The 16,803-nt window shown below is 70.3% G+C and carries 12 protein-coding genes; 10 read left to right on the top strand and 2 right to left on the bottom strand.

All coding sequences use genetic code 11. The features are described from left to right. Positions 1–104: 104 nt before the first annotated feature. Together ABIA35_RS45355 and ABIA35_RS45350 are read left to right on the top strand one after the other, a co-directional pair. Positions 105–425: a bifunctional 3-phenylpropionate/cinnamic acid dioxygenase ferredoxin subunit gene (locus ABIA35_RS45355; protein ID WP_370362133.1), complete on the top strand. Its 321-nt coding sequence runs from the start codon at positions 105–107 to the stop codon at positions 423–425. Beyond that, positions 422–1,618: an NAD(P)/FAD-dependent oxidoreductase gene (locus tag ABIA35_RS45350; protein WP_370362132.1), complete on the top strand. Its 1,197-nt coding sequence runs from the start codon at positions 422–424 to the stop codon at positions 1,616–1,618. The genes ABIA35_RS45355 and ABIA35_RS45350 overlap by 4 nt, the downstream gene beginning before the upstream one ends. A gap of 5 nt (positions 1,619–1,623) precedes the next feature. On the opposite strand, the gene ABIA35_RS45345 is transcribed toward ABIA35_RS45350, so the two are convergent. Next, positions 1,624–3,792 carry a hypothetical protein gene (locus ABIA35_RS45345; protein WP_370362131.1) on the bottom strand — a complete coding sequence of 723 codons (2,169 nt, stop codon included), beginning with the start codon at positions 3,790–3,792 and terminating at the stop codon, positions 1,624–1,626. A 236-nt stretch (positions 3,793–4,028) separates the two neighbouring features. On the opposite strand from ABIA35_RS45345, the gene ABIA35_RS45340 reads away from it, so the two are divergent. Together ABIA35_RS45340 and betA are read left to right on the top strand one after the other, a co-directional pair. Continuing rightward, positions 4,029–5,846 carry a protein kinase gene (locus ABIA35_RS45340; protein ID WP_370362130.1) on the top strand — a complete coding sequence of 606 codons (1,818 nt, stop codon included), beginning with the start codon at positions 4,029–4,031 and terminating at the stop codon, positions 5,844–5,846. Between the two features lie 520 nt (positions 5,847–6,366). Continuing rightward, positions 6,367–8,022, top strand: coding sequence for a choline dehydrogenase (gene betA / locus ABIA35_RS45335; RefSeq protein WP_370362129.1), 1,656 nt, complete (start codon positions 6,367–6,369; stop codon positions 8,020–8,022). A gap of 34 nt (positions 8,023–8,056) precedes the next feature. On the opposite strand, the gene ABIA35_RS45330 is transcribed toward betA, so the two are convergent. Next, the gene (locus ABIA35_RS45330) at positions 8,057–8,734 is read right to left on the bottom strand and encodes a GntR family transcriptional regulator (RefSeq protein ID WP_370362128.1); all 678 of its coding nucleotides are present in this window, start codon (positions 8,732–8,734) and stop codon (positions 8,057–8,059) included. 159 nt (positions 8,735–8,893) lie between these two features. Here ABIA35_RS45330 and glyA point away from each other — a divergent pair, with 159 nt between their 5' ends. From glyA to ABIA35_RS45300, 6 genes are read left to right on the top strand one after another with little or no spacing between them, the layout of a single operon-like run. Beyond that, positions 8,894–10,222 carry a serine hydroxymethyltransferase gene (glyA, locus tag ABIA35_RS45325; protein ID WP_370362127.1) on the top strand — a complete coding sequence of 443 codons (1,329 nt, stop codon included), beginning with the start codon at positions 8,894–8,896 and terminating at the stop codon, positions 10,220–10,222. Next, entirely contained in the window at positions 10,219–11,493 is a 1,275-nt protein-coding gene (locus tag ABIA35_RS45320) for a sarcosine oxidase subunit beta family protein (RefSeq protein ID WP_370362126.1), read from the top strand. The genes glyA and ABIA35_RS45320 overlap by 4 nt, the downstream gene beginning before the upstream one ends. A gap of 13 nt (positions 11,494–11,506) precedes the next feature. Beyond that, positions 11,507–11,785, top strand: a complete 279-nt coding sequence (locus tag ABIA35_RS45315) for a sarcosine oxidase subunit delta (protein ID WP_370362125.1) — start codon at positions 11,507–11,509, stop codon at positions 11,783–11,785. After that, entirely contained in the window at positions 11,782–14,739 is a 2,958-nt protein-coding gene (locus ABIA35_RS45310) for a 2Fe-2S iron-sulfur cluster-binding protein (RefSeq protein ID WP_370362124.1), read from the top strand. The genes ABIA35_RS45315 and ABIA35_RS45310 overlap by 4 nt, the downstream gene beginning before the upstream one ends. Next, a complete protein-coding gene (locus ABIA35_RS45305; RefSeq protein ID WP_370362123.1) occupies positions 14,729–15,316 on the top strand; it encodes a sarcosine oxidase subunit gamma in 588 nt (195 codons plus the stop codon). Before ABIA35_RS45310 ends, ABIA35_RS45305 begins: the two co-directional genes overlap by 11 nt. Further along, positions 15,313–16,713: an L-serine ammonia-lyase gene (locus tag ABIA35_RS45300; RefSeq protein WP_370362122.1), complete on the top strand. Its 1,401-nt coding sequence runs from the start codon at positions 15,313–15,315 to the stop codon at positions 16,711–16,713. The genes ABIA35_RS45305 and ABIA35_RS45300 overlap by 4 nt, the downstream gene beginning before the upstream one ends. Positions 16,714–16,803 lie beyond the last annotated feature (90 nt).

Here is a 16,803-nt window from a genome sequence, read left to right as displayed (position 1 = left end):
CAGTCTTGACAACCCCCCAAACGCCCGAGACCATCTGTTGCGTATACCGAAATGTGTTGCGTAATACTCTACAGTCTGGCCCGTCTGACCAGCCGGAGGTTTCCATGATCACGGTGTGCCGCGTCGACGACCTCCCGCCGGGCGAGGCCGTCCGCGTGACCGACGGCGTGCCGGCGCCGGTCGCGGTGTTCAACGCCGACGGCGACCTGTTCGCCGTCGACGACACGTGCACGCACCAGGACGCCTCGCTGGCCGACGGCTGGCTGGAGGGCTGCTTCATCGAGTGCCCGCTGCACGCGTCCGCCTTCGACCTGCGCACCGGACTGCCGACCTGCCTGCCGGCCAAGGCGGCGTTGCGGACCCACCGCGTCACCGTCGAGGACGGCGAGGTCAGGCTCCACGTCAGCGTCGGCGAGCCGGCATGAGGTCGGTCGCCGTCGTCGGGGCCTCGCTCGCGGGCCTGAGCACGGTCCGCACACTTCGCGCCGAAGGCTACGAGGGCTCACTCACCATCATCGGCGCGGAGCGCCATGAGCCGTATGACCGCCCTCCGCTGTCCAAGGAGTTCCTCAAGGGCGGCGTGGAGGCCGAAGCGCTCGCACTCGGCAGCGCGAATGAGTATCAGGACCTGGACGTGCGCTGGGTCCTAGGCCGGAGCGCGGTCCGCCTCGACCCCCGGAGCGCGACCCTCACCCTGGACGACGGCCGTCAGATCCGCAGCGACGCCGTGGTCATCGCGACCGGAGCCACGCCCCGCACGATCCCCGGCAGCGACGGGCTGCGCGGGATCCATACCCTGCGCACTCTGGACGACGCCGTGGCGCTTCGCGCGGACCTCGTCAGCGGCCGGCCCCGCGTCGTCGTCATCGGCGCGGGCTTCATCGGCGCGGAGGTGGCGTCCACGGCCCACGCGCTGGGCCTGGACGTCACGGTCGTCGAGGCGATGGAAGTCCCGCTGGAGCGGGCCCTCGGGCGCGAGATGGGGCGGATCTGCTCCGCCCTGCACACCGACCACGGGGTCCGCCTGCTCTGCGGTGTGGGCGTCAGCGGCTTCACCGGCGCGGAGCGGGTCGAGGGCGTCCTGCTGGACGACGGCCGGCTGCTGCCCGCGGACGTCGTCGTCGCGGGCATCGGCGTCACCCCCGCCACCGCCTGGCTCGCCGGGTCAGGCGTCGAGGTCGGCGACGGAGTGCTCTGCGACGCCGGCTGCGCGACCAGCGTGCCCAACGTCGTGGCGGTGGGCGACATCGCCAACTGCCCGAACCCCTTCACCGGACGGCGCTCCCGGATCGAGCACTGGACCCACGCGATGGAGCAGCCGAAGACCGCGGTACGGACACTGCTGTCCGGCTCACCCGCGGTGCCGCCCGCCGTGCCGCCCTACTTCTGGTCGGACCAGTACCATGTGCGGATCCAACTGGCCGGACACGTCGGCCCGCAGGACGAACCGCAGATCGTCGAGGGCGACGTCGACAGCCGCTCGTTCGTGGCCGTCTATCGGCGGGCCGGCAAGGAGGTCGCGGTGCTGGGCGTGAACCAGCCCAAGCTCTTCAACCGGCTTCGTCGGAGTCTGCAGAAACAGCCCGGCGTGGTCACGCCGGGCCGTCTCTTGTCCTGAGGCGGTCAGCTCGTCACCAACGTCGCCGTATCCATGTCCGTGGTGCCGCCGTTGACGGCCGGGTACACCTGGAAACGCAGGCCCGAGAGGGCCTGCGGGGCGGTGTAGACGACCTTGTACAACGTGTAGTTCCCCGCGGCCACGCTGTAGGTCGTGCAGGCGTTCGTGTTGGGGCCCAGACCCCACAGGCAGAAGGTGCCGCTGGTCGTCCCGCCCTGGGATGAGAGCCACACGGTCGCCGTGTAGGAGGCGCCCGCCGCTGCGGTGACCGGTACGTCCTGGTAGACCGAGCCGCCGGCGGCGTTGGTGTTGAAGGCCAAGTAGCCGCTCGCGTCCTGGGCCGGGGCCGGGGCGCCGGTGGAGGTGTTGTAGTCGACCATGTTCACGGTGCCCCCGGTCGGGACGAAACGCTGCCAGCCGGTGGTGTTCTGCTCGAAGGAGCCGGCGGTCAGCTTGTTCGCGACGAGGCTGGTGGTGTCCAGGTCGGTGGTGCCGCCGTTGACGGCCGGGTAGACCTGGAAGCGGATCGAGGAGTACGTCGAGGGCAGGCTGAGGACCACCTGGATCTGGGTGTAGCCGGTACCGACCGTGTAGTTGTGGCAGCTGTTGACGTTCGGTCCCAGGGCCCAGGCGCAGAACGTGCCGCTGGCGGTGCCGGACTGCGCGGCGACCCACGCCGTGGCGGTCCACGAGCTGTTGGCCGCCGAGTTGACGTTGACGTCCTGGTAGACCGAACCGCCGGCGGCGTTGGTGTTGAAGGCCAGGTACCACGTGCCGTCGTGGGCCGAAGCCGGGGCGCCGGAGGCCGTGTTGTAGTCGACCATGTTCACGGTGCCGCCGGTCGGGACGAACGCCTGCCAGCCGGCCGCCGATCCCTCGAAGGACGGCGACTGGAGCAGGTTCCCGGTCGAGGCGGTCGGGGCGAACGCCGCGGTGCCGTTGGGAGTGCCCAGACCGGTGGGGCCGTCGTAGCCGGGTTCGGCGGTGCAGAAGTAGGCGGGGCTGCACGTGCCGTTGTTGCCGGCGGTCACGTCGTTCAGGGCGGCGGTGTGCTGGTAAGGGTACTGCGACGGCCGGTCGCCGCTGCCCGGGGCGCCGGCCAGGGCGTAGACGGACGCGATGATGGGCGACGCCGCCGAGGTGCCGCCGTAGACCTGCCAGCCGGCGGCGCCGTAGCTGTCGTAGACGGCGACGCCGGTCGCCGGGTCGGCGACCGCGGACACGTCGGCGACCATGCGCTTGGCGCAGCCGGAGTCGGTCTGCCAGGCGGGCTTGGCGTCGTAGGCGGAGCAGCCCGAGCCCGCGCCCTCGGTGGGGCTGGTCTTCCAGACGCTCTCGGTCCAGCCGCGGGCGTTCGAGGCCCGGGTCAGGCTCGTGCCGCCGACCGCGGTCACGTACTGCGACGCGGCCGGGTACTCCACGCCCGCGCTGTAGGCGCCGTCGCCGGAGGAGACGGTGATGGCCACGCCCGGGTGGTTGAAGTAGAAGCTGTCGTAGTTGGCGTCCGAAGCGCTGTCGCCACCGCCCCAACTGTTGCTGACGAACCGCGCGCCCAGGGCCACGGCCTCGTTCTCCGCGGTGCCGAGGTCGGTCATCATCGAGGAGTTCGCCTCGACCAGCAGGATGTGGGCCGACGGCGCGATGGCCGAGACCATGTCCACGTCCAGCGAGATCTCCCCGGCCCAGCCGGAGTCGCCGGCCGGGTAGTGGGTGCCGCCGGTCTGGTCGACCTTGCGGAAACAGCCGTTCGCGGTGGTGCAGGCGCTCAGGCCGTACTGGCTGCGGTAAGCGGCCAGGTCGCTCTCGGCGTTCGGGTCGTCGAAGGCGTCGACGATCGCGATCGTCTCGCCGGCGCTGCCGCTCCCGGAGAGGTTGTAGGCGGAGCGCAGGTCGGTCGGGCCGTATCCGGACGGGGTGGCGTTCGGCGCGACGGCGTCCGCGTTCACCCCCGGGATGTCGGTGCGGGCCAAGGCCATACAGGCCATCCGCCCATCGCTCGGCGCGGCGCACAGGCGCTTGACCGCGACCTGGTGCCCGCCGGAGGACGCAGTGCCCGGGACGGGGCCGGACGCCGCGAGGGCGCTCTGGGCGGGACCGATCGAGAGCGCGGCGGCGGTGAGGGTGGCGAGCGCGATCAGGGATCTGACCGCGCGATGCCGGTGGGGTGTTTCCACGAAGGCTCCTGGAAAGGCGGGGACGGTGGCGTGGAGCGGACGGCGCACAGTGAATCAGGGTTCGTATTCACTGACGGCGATGGTGAACCTACTGACCGTTCCACCGGGGTGCAAGGGCGCCCGGCCGGCCGGGCCCGCCGAACCCACCGTGTTGACCGGCCCCGAGACGATGCGGTAACCGTATGGCACGCAGCCGCGTGATCGGGGACTGATAAAGGTGCGAGGTCGGGGGGACTATGGAGCCGCTGAGCGAGGATGATCCGGAATCGATCGGCCCCTACCGGATCATCGGCGTCCTCGGCGAGGGCGGCATGGGCCGGGTCTATCTGGGAGCCGGCGACGACGGCGTCGAAGTAGCGGTGAAGTCGGTCCACGCCGACCTGGCCCGCGACCGCGAGTACCGCAAGCGGTTCGCCCGCGAGGCCGAGGCAGCCGGCCGGATGCGCGGCCCCTACATGGCCGCCGTGCTCGCCGCCGATCCGGACGCGCCCCGCCCCTGGCTGGCCACGGAGTACATCCCGGCGGAGTCGCTGTGGACGTCGGTCACCGAGAGCGGACCCCTGTCGTCCGACCGCGTCCGCGAACTCGGCGCGGCGCTCGCCGAGGCGCTCGCCGCCGTCCACGACGCCGGCCTGGTGCACCGGGACGTGAAGCCCTCGAACGTGCTGATGGCACCCGACGGCCCGCGCCTGATCGACTTCGGCATCGCCCGCGACCTGGGCCGAAGCACGATGACGCGGACCGGGATGCTGCTCGGCACGCCCCAGTTCATGGCCCCCGAACAAGTATCCGACCGGGCCGCGGAGCCGACCGGCCCGCCCGTGGACGTGTTCGCCCTCGGCGGCCTGTTGGCCTTCGCCGCGACGGGCCGCCTGGTCTTCGGGGACGGAGTGCCGGCCGCGCTGATCTACCGGATCGTGCACCACGAACCGGACCTGGAGGGGATCGAGGAGCCGCTGCGTTCGCTGCTGGCGCGGTGTCTGACGAAGGATCCTGACAAGCGTCCGACGGCGCAGGAGCTCATGGACCTGTTCCGGGGCGGGCCAGAGGCGATGTCGGCCTTCGCTCAGGATGCTGAAACGCAGGATACTGAGACGCACGTCTCGGAGAAGGAGGACGGCAGCGCCCAGCCTTCCACTGCCGACCCAGACCCCGAAGACGCAGAAGCCGGACCTCAGGTCGAGCCTTCCCCAGCACGCCGCGTACCGCGCAAGGCCGTGGTGGTCATGGGCGCGGCCGCGGTCCTGGTCGTCGCGGCGGCCGTGATGCTGGGGATCGACGGCGGCGGCAGCCCGGTCGTGGCCGCGGGCAACAGCCCCACCTCCCACACCATCCCAGGACGGTCGGGCTCGACCCCGGCGGCGAACACGACACCGTCGTCACCGGCCTCGTCCTCGCCATCCTCGTCCTCCCCGACACCCCAGCCGACCTCCGATGCCACCAGCACCCCTCCCGGCCCGACCACGACCCCACCCCCGGCCCCCGGCTCCACCACGGTCCTGACGACAACAAGGAACGCCCCCGCAGGCAGCACCACCACGACGCCGGCCCACCCCGCGACCACGCCACCCCACACAACCGCACCGGCCCCGATCACCACCCCGCCGCCCCAGGCGCAGTACACCCTGCAACCGGCCCCCAACGGCACCGCCGGCACACGATGCCTGGGCACCGACGGCACCGCGGTCAGCATCCTCACCGACTGCACCGGCCCGACGGCCCACTGGAAGCTGCACCAAGGCCCCGGCGGCTCCATCCAGCTGGAGACCGCATACGTCCCCGGACAATGCCTGCACTCAGACGAGTGGGACCAACTCTTCACCGTCAATCTCTCCTTGGCCACCTGCGCAGGCACGTCAGACGGCTCCCAGTGGTTCACCGAGCAAGCCGCCGGCGCAAGCTACATAAGCGTCCACAACACGGCCCCCGGACACGGCGGCCAGCCCTACGACACCTGCCTCCGGACCAGCCCGGTGAAGAGCAGCAACGTGGCATCGATTCAGAGCTGTGGGAGCGGGACCGAGGACCAGTGGTCGATCGCGGCTTGGCCGTGAGGCCGGGCGGCGGCCGCGTAGTGCAGCGCGGGCTGGCAGGCGTGCAGGTGCAGTCACAGTCGCAGTGACGTATGTGTAGGTGGGCGTGGCGGGCGCGGGTTTGTTTGTGGGTTGACAAGCACAGGCATTTTTTGACGGCTTCGCGCATGGTTTACGGGATTCGTTGGTGGCGCGGGTCGGGAGTGCCGCTGGTTTCGCGGGGCGGCGGTGGTGTGGGTAGATGGTCGGGTCTACTGCGACAGTCAAGAGCAAGGGCAACAAGCAAGGTCAAGAGCGCCTCCGGCGGCGCCTGTAAGCCCTTGACCTTGCCCCCGCACCTACACGAGGACCTCACCCACACACAAGTCAGAGGCCCGCTGTCTCGAATTACGCACAGCGTTGCTAACTAAGCAACTCCTCGCACGAGCCCGGAACCTTGACGTCCGGTGACGGCAGGGTGAAACTGTTGCGCACCACGGTTCATGTTTCTCATAGCGAAACTTGCGCCCCGTTGGGTGCCGACAGCTCGGGCAGGAGAACGATGTCCCTGCACTACGATTTCATCATCGTCGGCGGCGGTTCGGCCGGCTGCGCGCTCGCCAACCGGCTCAGCGCCGATCCCGGCCATCGGGTGCTGGTCCTGGAAGCGGGCCGGCCGGACTATCCGTGGGATGTCTTCATCCACATGCCCGCCGCCCTGACCTTTCCGATCGGCAGCCGTTTCTACGACTGGAAGTACGAGTCCGAGCCCGAGCCGTTCATGAACGGGCGCCGTGTCTACCACGCGCGCGGGAAGGTCCTCGGCGGCTCGAGCAGCATCAACGGCATGATATTCCAGCGGGGCAACCCCATGGACTACCAGCGCTGGGGCGCCGATCCGGGGATGAAGGAGTGGGACTACGCCCACTGTCTGCCGTACTTCAAGCGGATGGAGAACTGTCTGGCCGACAAGGACGGTGTCTTCCGCGGCCATGACGGGCCCCTGGTGCTGGAGCGCGGGCCGGTCGCCAACCCGCTGTTCTCCGCCTTCTTCGAGGCCGTGCAGCAGGCGGGCTATCCGCTGACCGACGACGTCAACGGGTACCGGCAGGAGGGCTTCGCCGCCTTCGACCGCAACCTGCGGCGCGGACGCCGGCTGAGCGCCGCTCGCGCCTACCTGCACCCCGTCCTCAAGCGGCCCAACCTGGAAGTGCGGACACGCACGCTGGTCCACCGGGTTCTGTTCGAGGGAAAGCGCGCGGTCGGCGTCGAGTTCGCCCGCCGGAACGGGGCGCCGGAACAGGTCCGCGGCGGCAAGGTGATCCTGTGCGGCGGCGCGATCAACACACCGCAGCTCCTCCAACTCTCCGGCGTGGGCAACGCCGAGGAGCTCAAGGCCCTGGGCATCGACGCCGTCGCGCATCTGCCCGGTGTCGGCGAGAACCTCCAGGACCACCTGGAGGTCTACGTGCAGCACGCGTGCAAGCAGCCGGTCTCGATGCAGCCGGCCATGAAGATGTGGCGGCGGCCGTTCATCGGCGCGCAGTGGCTGTTCCTGCGCGAAGGCCCCGGTGCGACGAACCACTTCGAGGGCGGCGGCTTCGTCCGGAGCAACGAGGATGTCGCCTACCCCAATCTGATGTTCCACTTCCTGCCGATCGCCGTCCGCTACGACGGCTCCGCCCCGGCCGGCGGCCACGGCTACCAGGTCCACATCGGCCCGATGTACTCCGACGCCCGCGGCAGTGTGAAGATCACGTCGCGCGACCCCGGCGACAAGCCGGCGCTGCGCTTCAACTACCTGTCCACCGACCAGGACCGCCGCGAATGGGTCGAGGCGATCCGGGTCACCCGCTCCATCCTCGGCCAACCCGCGTTCGCCGAGTACAGCGACGGCGAGATCTCGCCCGGCCCGGCCGTCGAGACCGACGCGCAGATCCTGGAGTGGGTGGCCAAGGACGGGGAGACCGCATTGCATCCCTCTTGCACGGCCCGGATGGGCACCGACGCGATGTCCGTGCTGGATCCGGCCAGCATGGAGGTGCACGGCTTGGAGGGACTGCACGTGGTCGACGCGTCCGCCATGCCGTATGTGACGAACGGCAACATCTACGCACCCGTGATGATGCTCGCGGAGAAGTCCGCCGACCTCCTTCTCGGGAACACGCCGCTGGAACCCGATCACGCCGAGTTCTACCGTCACGAGAAGGCGCAGTGAGCCCCCATCAGGAAGGCCGGTTCAGCGGGCCTGATCACAAAAGGGCACGGATCGCCGCTTCGAATCCTGTGACGTGCTCGGCCGCCAGAACCGCCGCCTGGTCCTCCTCGCCCGCGAGCACCGCCCGCACCATGGGGCCGTGCTCGCCGACATGGCCGGCCAACCCTGGCAGACGATCGAGGAACAGGCACCAGATGCGGGTGGCGAGGTTGTCGTACCGCACCAAGGTGTCCTCGAGGAAGGGATTGGACGTCGCGGCGTACAGGGCGCGGTGCACCCGCATGTCCAGCCGGATCAGCTCATCGACGTCGGCGCCGTCGGCATCGTCGAGTTCGTCCAGCAGATCGGTGAGCGCGGCCTTGTGCACCGGGCTCGCCCGGCGCGCGGCCATGGAGGCGGCCAGCGGCTCCAGGCGCTGGCGCACCTCGGTGAGATAGCCCAGATCGGTGATCTGCACCTCGGTGGCGAAGGTGCCGCGCCGCGGATAGGACACCACCAGGCGCTCGGCCTCCAGGCGCTTGAGCGCCTCGCGCACCGGAGTGCGTCCGACTCTGAGCTCCGCGGCGACGTGCACGTCGTTGATGGGCGCGCCCGGCGGGATCTGCAGCGTCACCAGGCGGTCGAGCAGGTCCCGGTAGGCCTGCTCGGTCAACGACAGCTGGCTCTGGCTCCGACTCTGGCTCTGGCTCCGGCTCTCCACCGCCACCGACATGCGCACACCCTCCCTCGCCCTCCCTCACCCGACACGTGCCTTGCCCAACTGTAGCGCAACGACTGATATATCAGTCGCCTTGAAGGCCTTGACGTGCGGCTGCGCTCACCGTACAACTGATATATCAGTCATCCACATCTAGTCTTCCAAGGGGTTGGCATGGGCCTGGAGACCACGGAGGCGACCGCGGCGAACAGTGCCGCGAGCGTCCTGTCCCGACCGTTGGCCGTCTTCGACCCGGAGGTCGCCGCGGCGGTCGGGGCGGAGCTGGAACGCCAGCAGTCGACGCTGGAGATGATCGCGAGCGAGAACTTCGCCCCGCTGGCGGTGATGGAGGCTCAGGGCTCTGTCCTGACCAACAAGTACGCGGAGGGCTATCCGGGCCGGCGGTACTACGGAGGCTGCGAGCATGTCGACGTCGTCGAGCGCCTGGCCATCGACCGGGTCGCCGCGCTGTTCGGCGCCGAGGCGGCCAACGTCCAGCCGCACTCCGGCGCGCAGGCCAACGCCGCGGCGATGTTCGCCCTGCTCGACCCCGGCGACACGATCCTCGGCCTGGACCTGGCGCACGGCGGACACCTGACCCACGGTATGCGGCTGAACTACTCCGGCAAGCTCTACAACGTCGTCCCGTACCACGTCCGCGAGTCCGACTTCCGCGTCGACATGGACGAGGTCGAGCAGCTCGCGCGGGAACACCGCCCCAGGATGATCGTGGCCGGCTGGTCCGCGTACCCCCGGCAGCTGGACTTCGAAGCCTTCCGGCGGATCGCCGACGAGGTCGGCGCCTATCTGATGGTGGACATGGCCCACTTCGCCGGGCTGGTGGCCGCCGGACTGCACCCGTCCCCCGTCCCGTACGCGGACGTCGTCACGACCACCACCCACAAGACGCTCGGCGGGCCGCGCGGCGGCGTGATCCTGTCCCGGGCGGACCTGGCCAAGAAGATCAACTCCGCGGTCTTCCCCGGTCAGCAGGGCGGCCCGCTGGAGCACGTCATCGCGGCCAAGGCGGTGGCGTTCAAGGCGGCCGCGTCCGAGGAGTTCCGCGAGCGTCAGCAGCGCACCCTGGCCGGGGCGCGGATCCTGGCCGGACGGCTGCTGGCCGACGACACCGCCGAGGCCGGGATAACGGTGCTCACCGGCGGCACGGACGTGCACCTGGTCCTGGTGGACCTGCGTCGCAGCACCCTGGACGGCCGGCAGGCCGAGGACCGGCTGCACGCGGTCGGCATCACCGTCAACCGCAACGCCGTCCCGTTCGACCCGCGCCCGCCGATGGTCTCCTCGGGGCTGCGGATCGGCACTCCGGCGCTGGCCACGCGCGGCTTCGGCGACCCGGAGTTCCGCGAGGTCGCCGACATCATCGCCCGGACGCTCATTCCCGAACAGCTCGACGACAGGCTCGCGGACTACCTTCGGTCCCGGGTCGCCAAGCTCGCCGGCGCGTTCCCGCTCTACCCCGAGCTGAACGGAGGCGCGGCATGACCGGCACGACCGGCATCACCGGCGCGACCGGCACGACCGGCCTGACCGGCCTGACCGACACGCCGCTGCCGGAGCACCCCGACTTCCTGTGGCGCAATCCGGATCCGAAGCCGTCCTACGACGTGGTGATCGTCGGCGGCGGCGGGCACGGTCTGGCCACCGCGCACTACCTGGCCCAGAACCACGGCATCACCAACGTGGCGGTCCTGGAGAAGGGCTGGCTGGCCGGCGGCAACATGGCCCGGAACACCACCATCATCCGCTCGAACTACCTGTGGGACGAGAGCGCCGGCATCTACGAGCACTCACTGAAGCTGTGGGAGGGGCTGGAGGAGGATCTCGACTACCCGATCCTGTTCAGCCAGCGCGGCGTGCTGAACCTCGCACACAGCCTGCAGGACGTCCGGGACAGCAAGCGGCGGGTGTTCGCCAACCAGCTCAACGGCGTCGACGCGCAGTGGCTGAATCCTGAGGAGGTGGCGAAGATCTGCCCGATCGTCAACATCTCCCCCGACGTGCGCTACCCGGTGCACGGAGCGACCTACCAGCCGCGCGCGGGCATCGCCAAGCACGACTACGTCGCCTGGGGCTTCGCCCGCCGCGCGGACGCCAGCGGCATCGACCTGATCCAGAACTGCGAAGTGACGGGGATCGACGTCCGCGGCGGCCGGGTCGTGGGCGTGCAGACCACCCGCGGGCCGATCGCCACGGGAAAGGTGGCGCTGGCCGCCGCCGGCCACACCTCGGTGCTGGCCGGCATGGTGGGCCTGCGGCTGCCGCTCCAGAGCCACCCGCTTCAAGCCCTGGTCTCCGAACTGCTCGAACCGGTGCACCCGACCGTCGTGATGTCCAACGCAGTGCACGTATACGTGTCCCAGGCGCACAAGGGCGAGCTGGTGATGGGTGCCGGCGTGGACAGCTACAACGGATACGGGCAACGCGGCTCGTTCCACATCATCGAGCGCCAGATGGCCGCAGCGCTGGAGTTGTTCCCGATCTTCGCCCGCGCCCACCTGTTGCGCACCTGGGCCGGCATCGTCGACGTCACCCCCGACGCTTCGCCGATCGTCGGGCTCTCCCCCGTCGAGGGCTTGTATCTGAACTGCGGGTGGGGCACCGGCGGGTTCAAGGCCACCCCCGGGGTCGGTTGGTGCTTCGCGCACACTGTCGCGCACGATGAGCCGCACCCCCTCAACGCCCCGTTCACCCTCGACCGGTTCACCACCGGGGCCCTGGTCGACGAACACGGCGCCGCAGCCGTCGCCCACTGAGGAAAGAGAAGCCATGCAGCTCATCCCCTGCCCCTGGTGCGGCGAGCGTGAGGAAGCCGAATTCCACTACGGCGGCCAGGCGCACGTGCCCTACCCGGCCGACCCGTATGCCCTCTCCGACGCCCAGTGGGCCGAATACCTCTTCTTCCGCGACAACCCGAAGGGCCGCTTCGCGGAACGCTGGGTCCACTCCGCCGGCTGCCGGCGGTGGTTCAACGCCGTCCGCGACACCGCCACCCACCAGGTGCTCGCCACCTACCGCCCCGACGCACCGAAGCCGGTGATCGCATGAACGCCTCCCTGCGGCTGCCCTCCGGCGGACACATCGACCGGACCCGCACTCTGACCTTCGTCTTCGAAGGGATCGAATACACCGGCCACCCCGGCGACACGCTCGCCTCGGCGCTGCTCGCGCACGGCGTGCACCACGTCGCGACCAGCATCGCCCACGGTCGGCCGCGCGGCATTGTCTCGGCGGGGGTGGAGGAGCCCAGCGCCCTGGTGCAGATCGAGGCGCCGTTCCCCGAGCCGATGCTCACCGCGACGACCGTCGAGCTGTACGACGGCCTGGTTGCCCGCGGGCTGCGAGGCCAGGGACGACTTGCGGACGAGCCGGACCCGAGCCGCTACGACACCATGCACGCACACTGCGACGTCCTGGTCGTCGGGGCCGGACCGGCAGGGCTCGCGGCGACGCTGACCGCCGCTCTGGCCGGAGCCCGGGTGATCCTGGTGGACGACCAGGCGCAGGTGGGCGGCTCCCTTCTCGGCACGACAGAGAAGATCGACGGCGTCCCCGCCAGCGAGGTGGCGGCCGCCGAGTCGGCCCTGCTGTCCACCTTCCCCGACGTGCGCGTCCTCACCCGGACCACGGCCTTCGGACGCTACGACGACAACCTGGTGCTCGCGCTGGAGAAGCGGACCGACCACCTCGGTATTTCCGCGACAGCCTCCGCCGACGCGCCCTCACACCTGTCCAGACAGCGGGTCTGGCGGATCCGGGCGAAGCAGATCGTGGTCGCCGCCGGAGCATACGAGCGGCCCGTGGTCTTCGCCGACAACGACCGTCCCGGCATCATGCTGGCCGGCGCGGCCCGCACCTACCTGCACCGCCACGCCGTGCTCCCCGGCCGCCGCATCGCGGTGTTCACCACCAACGACAGCGCCTATGCCGCAGCGATCGAACTCGCCGACGCGGGCGCCGAGATCGCTGTGGTGCTGGACTCCCGCGACCAGGCACCGCAGGAGTGGGTTCGGCAGTGCCGGGAGCGCGGCATCGCCGTCATGCCGGGACATGTGGTCGCCGGGACCACGGGAGAGGAGCGGATCGCCGGAATCCGCGCCGCGACGCTGCACCAGGGCAACCTGACGCCGCGCACGCAGATCCCCTGCGACACGCTGCTGGTCTCCGGCGGGTGGAACCCGGCCGTGCACCTGTTCAGCCAGGCCCAGGGCAAGCTTCGTTACGAGCCCGCCCTCGGCGCGTTCGTCCCCGGCGAAGAACTGCCGGGCGTCCGGACCGCCGGTTCGGCTCACGGCGTGTTCACGCTCGGCGAATGCCTTGCCGACGGCACGGCCGCCGCGCGCCGCGCGTTGGCAGCGCTCGGGCGCGAGGTCGCGGTGGCGGAGCCGGCAGGGCTGCACGCGGCCGCGCTGCGGTCCGAGGACATTCCGGTTCAGGTGCCGCCGTCCGAAGGCCTGCCCGGCCAGGTGCCGCAGTCCGAAGGCCTGCCGGGCCAAGTGCTCTGGGCGGTCCCGGACCCGGCGGAAGCCGACGGTGTCTGCACTCGCTTCGTCGATCTGCAACGCGACGCGACCGTGGCCGACGTGCTGCGGGCCACCGGCGCCGGGCTGCGTTCGGTGGAGCACGTCAAGCGCTACACGACCATCGGCACCGCCCACGATCAGGGCAAGACGTCAGGAATCCTGGCCTCCGGCATCATCGCCGAGGCGCTCGGCGTGGACATCGCAGATCTCGGCACCACCACCTTCCGTCCGCCCTTCGTCCCGGTCCCCTTCGCGGCACTGGCCGGCCGGGACCGGGGCGCGCTGTTCGACCCGGTCCGCGTGACGGCGCTGCATCCGTGGCACGTCGCGCACGGCGCGCTGTTCGAGAACGTCGGCCAGTGGCACCGGCCGTGGTACTTCCCGCAGCCGGGCGAGGACATGGAGACGGCCGTGCTGCGCGAGTGTCGCGCCGCCCGCGAATCGGTGGCCCTGATGGACGGCTCCACGCTCGGCAAGATCGATGTGCGGGGACCCGACTCGGGGGTCTTCCTCGACCGGGTCTACACCAACATGATGAGCACCCTGAAGGTCGGCTCGGTCCGCTACGGCGTCATGTGCGGCGCGGACGGCATGGTGCTGGACGACGGCACCGTCATGCGCGTGGCCGAGAACGAGTACGTACTGACCACGACCACGGGCAACGCCGCCAAGATCCTGGAATGGATGGAGGAATGGCTGCAGACCGAATGGCCGGAGCTGCGCGTGCACCTGACGTCGGTCACCGAGCACTGGGTGACCATCCCGCTGGTCGGGCCCCGGTCCCGGGACGTGCTCGGTGCGCTCGCCCCCGACCTGGACGTGAGCAATGACGCGTTCCCGTACATGACGTGGCGCGAGGCCACCGTCGCCGGGGTGCCCGCCCGCGTGTGCCGGATCAGCTTCTCCGGCGAGCTCGCCTACGAGATCAACGTGGTGGCCTGGGACGGGCTCGCCGTCTGGGAGGCACTGATCGACGCGGGCGCGCCGTACGGGATCACGCCCTACGGCACCGAGACCATGCACGTGCTCCGGGCCGAGAAGGGCTTCCCGATCATCGGCCAGGACACCGACGGCACGGTGACGCCCCAGGACCTGGGCATGGCGTGGGTGGTGTCGAAGAAGAAGCCGGACTTCATCGGCAAGCGGTCCTTCACCCGCGAGGAGAACCTTCGGGCCGATCGCAAACAGCTGGTCGGCCTGCTGCCGACCGACGAGCGGGTGCTGTTGCCCGAGGGGGCCCAGATCGTCGCCACCTCGACGCTGTCCGCGCCGCCGATGCCGGTGCCGATGCTCGGCCACGTCACCTCCAGCTACCGCAGCGCCGCGCTCGGCCGGACCTTCGCGCTCGCGCTGGTCCGCTCCGGCCGCGAGCGCGTCGGCGAAACGCTGTACGCCACGCTCGACGACGGCACGCTCGCCTCGGTGACGGTCACTGATTCAGTGCTCTTCGACAAGGAAGGGGCCCGCCGTGACGGTTGAGACGCCCATCCGCCATAGTCCGCTCGCCGGCTATGCGGCGGCCTTCGCCGAGTTGCCCGACGGGTTGCGAGTCACGGAGCTGCCGTTCCTCGGCCAGTTCTCGCTGCGCTTGGATCCCGCCAGTCCCGTGGCGCCCGCGGTCGAGGAGGTGCTGGGGTGCCAGCTGCCCGCGGCCTGTTCCGAGACCGGCTCGGACGCTACGCGGGTCTTGTGGCTGGGTCCGGACGAGTTCCTGGTCCTCACGCCTGCCGACGACGCGCGGGACCTTCCTCGGCTGCTGCGCGAGGCCATCGGCGAGGAGTTCGGCTCGGTCGTCGACGTCTCGGCCCAGCGCACTGCGGTGAGCCTGGACGGTCCGTTGACCCGTGAGGTGCTGGCTCGCGGGTGCTCGGTCGATTTGGATCCGCGCTTGAGCCCGGCTGGCCTGTGCGTGCAAACGCTGATCGCGCAGACCGGGGTGATCCTGCGGGTCTTCTCGCCGACCAGCGTCGGCCTGCTGGTCCGGCCGTCCTTCGCGCCCTGCCTCGCGGACTGGCTCATCGACGCCTGCGCCGAATACCGAGAGCGGCCGCTGTGAGCCTGAGCGTCTTCGACCTGTTCAAGATCGGCATCGGTCCCTCCAGCTCGCACACGGTGGGGCCGATGCGCGCCGCCCGGATGTTCGCCGCCGCGCTGGAGGACGACGGGCTGCTTGGCGAAGTGCGCTCGGTGCGGGCGCAGCTGTTCGGGTCGCTCGGCGCCACGGGGCACGGGCACGGCAGCGTCAAGGCCGTCGTGCTCGGCTTGGAGGGCGCGGAACCCGAGCTGGTCGATCCCGCGGAGGCGGACCCGGCCGTCGCGCGAGTGCGGGCGGCCGGCGAGCTGCGGCTGCTCGGCAAGCATCCGATCGGCTTCGCGCTCGACGACCACATCGTGCTGCACCGACGTCGGCGCCTGCCGTTCCACTCGAACGGTATGACGTTCACGGCGTCCGGTTCCGACGGACAACCGTTGGCTGAGCGCACGTACTACTCGGTCGGCGGCGGGTTCGTCCTGGATCACGCCGAGACCGCCAAGACCTCCGAAACCTCCACGACCGGCGAGCCGCGGATCGTCCCCGACCCGACTCCGCTCAGCCATCCCTTCGCGACCGGCGCCGAACTGCTCGCGCTGACCCGGGACACGGGCCTGACGATCAGCGCGATCATGCTCGCCAACGAACAGGCATGGCGCAGCGAGCAGGACATCCGCAGCGGGCTGCTACACATCTGGTCCGTCATGCAGGAATGCGTTCGCAGCGGCTGCGCCCACGAGGGCACCCTGCCCGGAGGCCTGCGGGTCCGACGCCGCGCCCCGACCCTGCACCGGCGGCTGCGCGCCGAGAACGACGGCCGCGATCCGCTGCACGCCATGGACTGGGTGACCCTGTTCGCGATCGCGGTGAACGAGGAGAACGCCGCCGGCGGCCGCGTGGTCACCGCGCCGACCAACGGCGCGGCCGGGATCGTCCCCGCGGTACTGCACTACTACATGCGGTTCGTCCCCGGCGCGGACGACGAAGGCGTGGTGCGCTTCCTGCTGACCGCGGCGGCGATCGGCATCCTGATCAAGGAGAACGCCTCCATCTCCGGTGCCGAGGTGGGATGTCAGGGCGAAGTGGGCTCCGCGTGCGCCATGGCCGCCGCGGGTCTGACCGAAGTGCTCGGCGGCACCCCCGAGCAGGTGGAGAACGCCGCGGAGATCGCCATCGAGCATCATCTGGGCCTGACCTGCGACCCGGTCGGCGGCCTGGTGCAGATCCCGTGCATCGAACGCAACGCGGTGGCCTCGGTCAAGGCGATCACCGCCGCCCGCATGGCCCTGCGCGGCGATGGCCGGCACCACGTCTCACTGGATCAGGTCATCAAGACCATGCGGGAGACCGGGGCCGATATGAAGGTGAAGTACAAGGAGACGGCTCGCGGAGGGCTCGCGGTGAACGTCATCGAGTGCTAGATGATTGAGTCCGAAGGCTGGGCTGGTCGTGGGCCTGCGTGACGGCATGGCGAAGGGTGTCGTTGTCTGTGTGTGAATACCGACCTCGAC

Source organism: Catenulispora sp. MAP12-49 (assembly GCF_041262705.1).
In the GTDB taxonomy this organism is placed as follows: Bacteria; Actinomycetota; Actinomycetes; order Streptomycetales; family Catenulisporaceae; genus Catenulispora.
This window is presented reverse-complemented; position numbering and strand designations above follow the sequence as displayed.

Excerpts from the sequence above, each read along its gene's own strand:
- ABIA35_RS45355 (WP_370362133.1), top strand. The coding sequence starts at position 105 with ATGATCACGGTGTGCCGCGTCGACGACCTCCCGCCGGGCGAGGCCGTC.
- ABIA35_RS45350 (WP_370362132.1), top strand. The coding sequence starts at position 422 with ATGAGGTCGGTCGCCGTCGTCGGGGCCTCGCTCGCGGGCCTGAGCACG.
- ABIA35_RS45340 (WP_370362130.1), top strand. The coding sequence starts at position 4,029 with ATGGAGCCGCTGAGCGAGGATGATCCGGAATCGATCGGCCCCTACCGG.
- betA (WP_370362129.1), top strand. The coding sequence starts at position 6,367 with ATGTCCCTGCACTACGATTTCATCATCGTCGGCGGCGGTTCGGCCGGC.
- ABIA35_RS45330 (WP_370362128.1), bottom strand. The coding sequence starts at position 8,734 with ATGTCGGTGGCGGTGGAGAGCCGGAGCCAGAGCCAGAGTCGGAGCCAG.
- glyA (WP_370362127.1), top strand. The coding sequence starts at position 8,894 with ATGGGCCTGGAGACCACGGAGGCGACCGCGGCGAACAGTGCCGCGAGC.
- ABIA35_RS45320 (WP_370362126.1), top strand. The coding sequence starts at position 10,219 with ATGACCGGCACGACCGGCATCACCGGCGCGACCGGCACGACCGGCCTG.
- ABIA35_RS45315 (WP_370362125.1), top strand. The coding sequence starts at position 11,507 with ATGCAGCTCATCCCCTGCCCCTGGTGCGGCGAGCGTGAGGAAGCCGAA.
- ABIA35_RS45310 (WP_370362124.1), top strand. The coding sequence starts at position 11,782 with ATGAACGCCTCCCTGCGGCTGCCCTCCGGCGGACACATCGACCGGACC.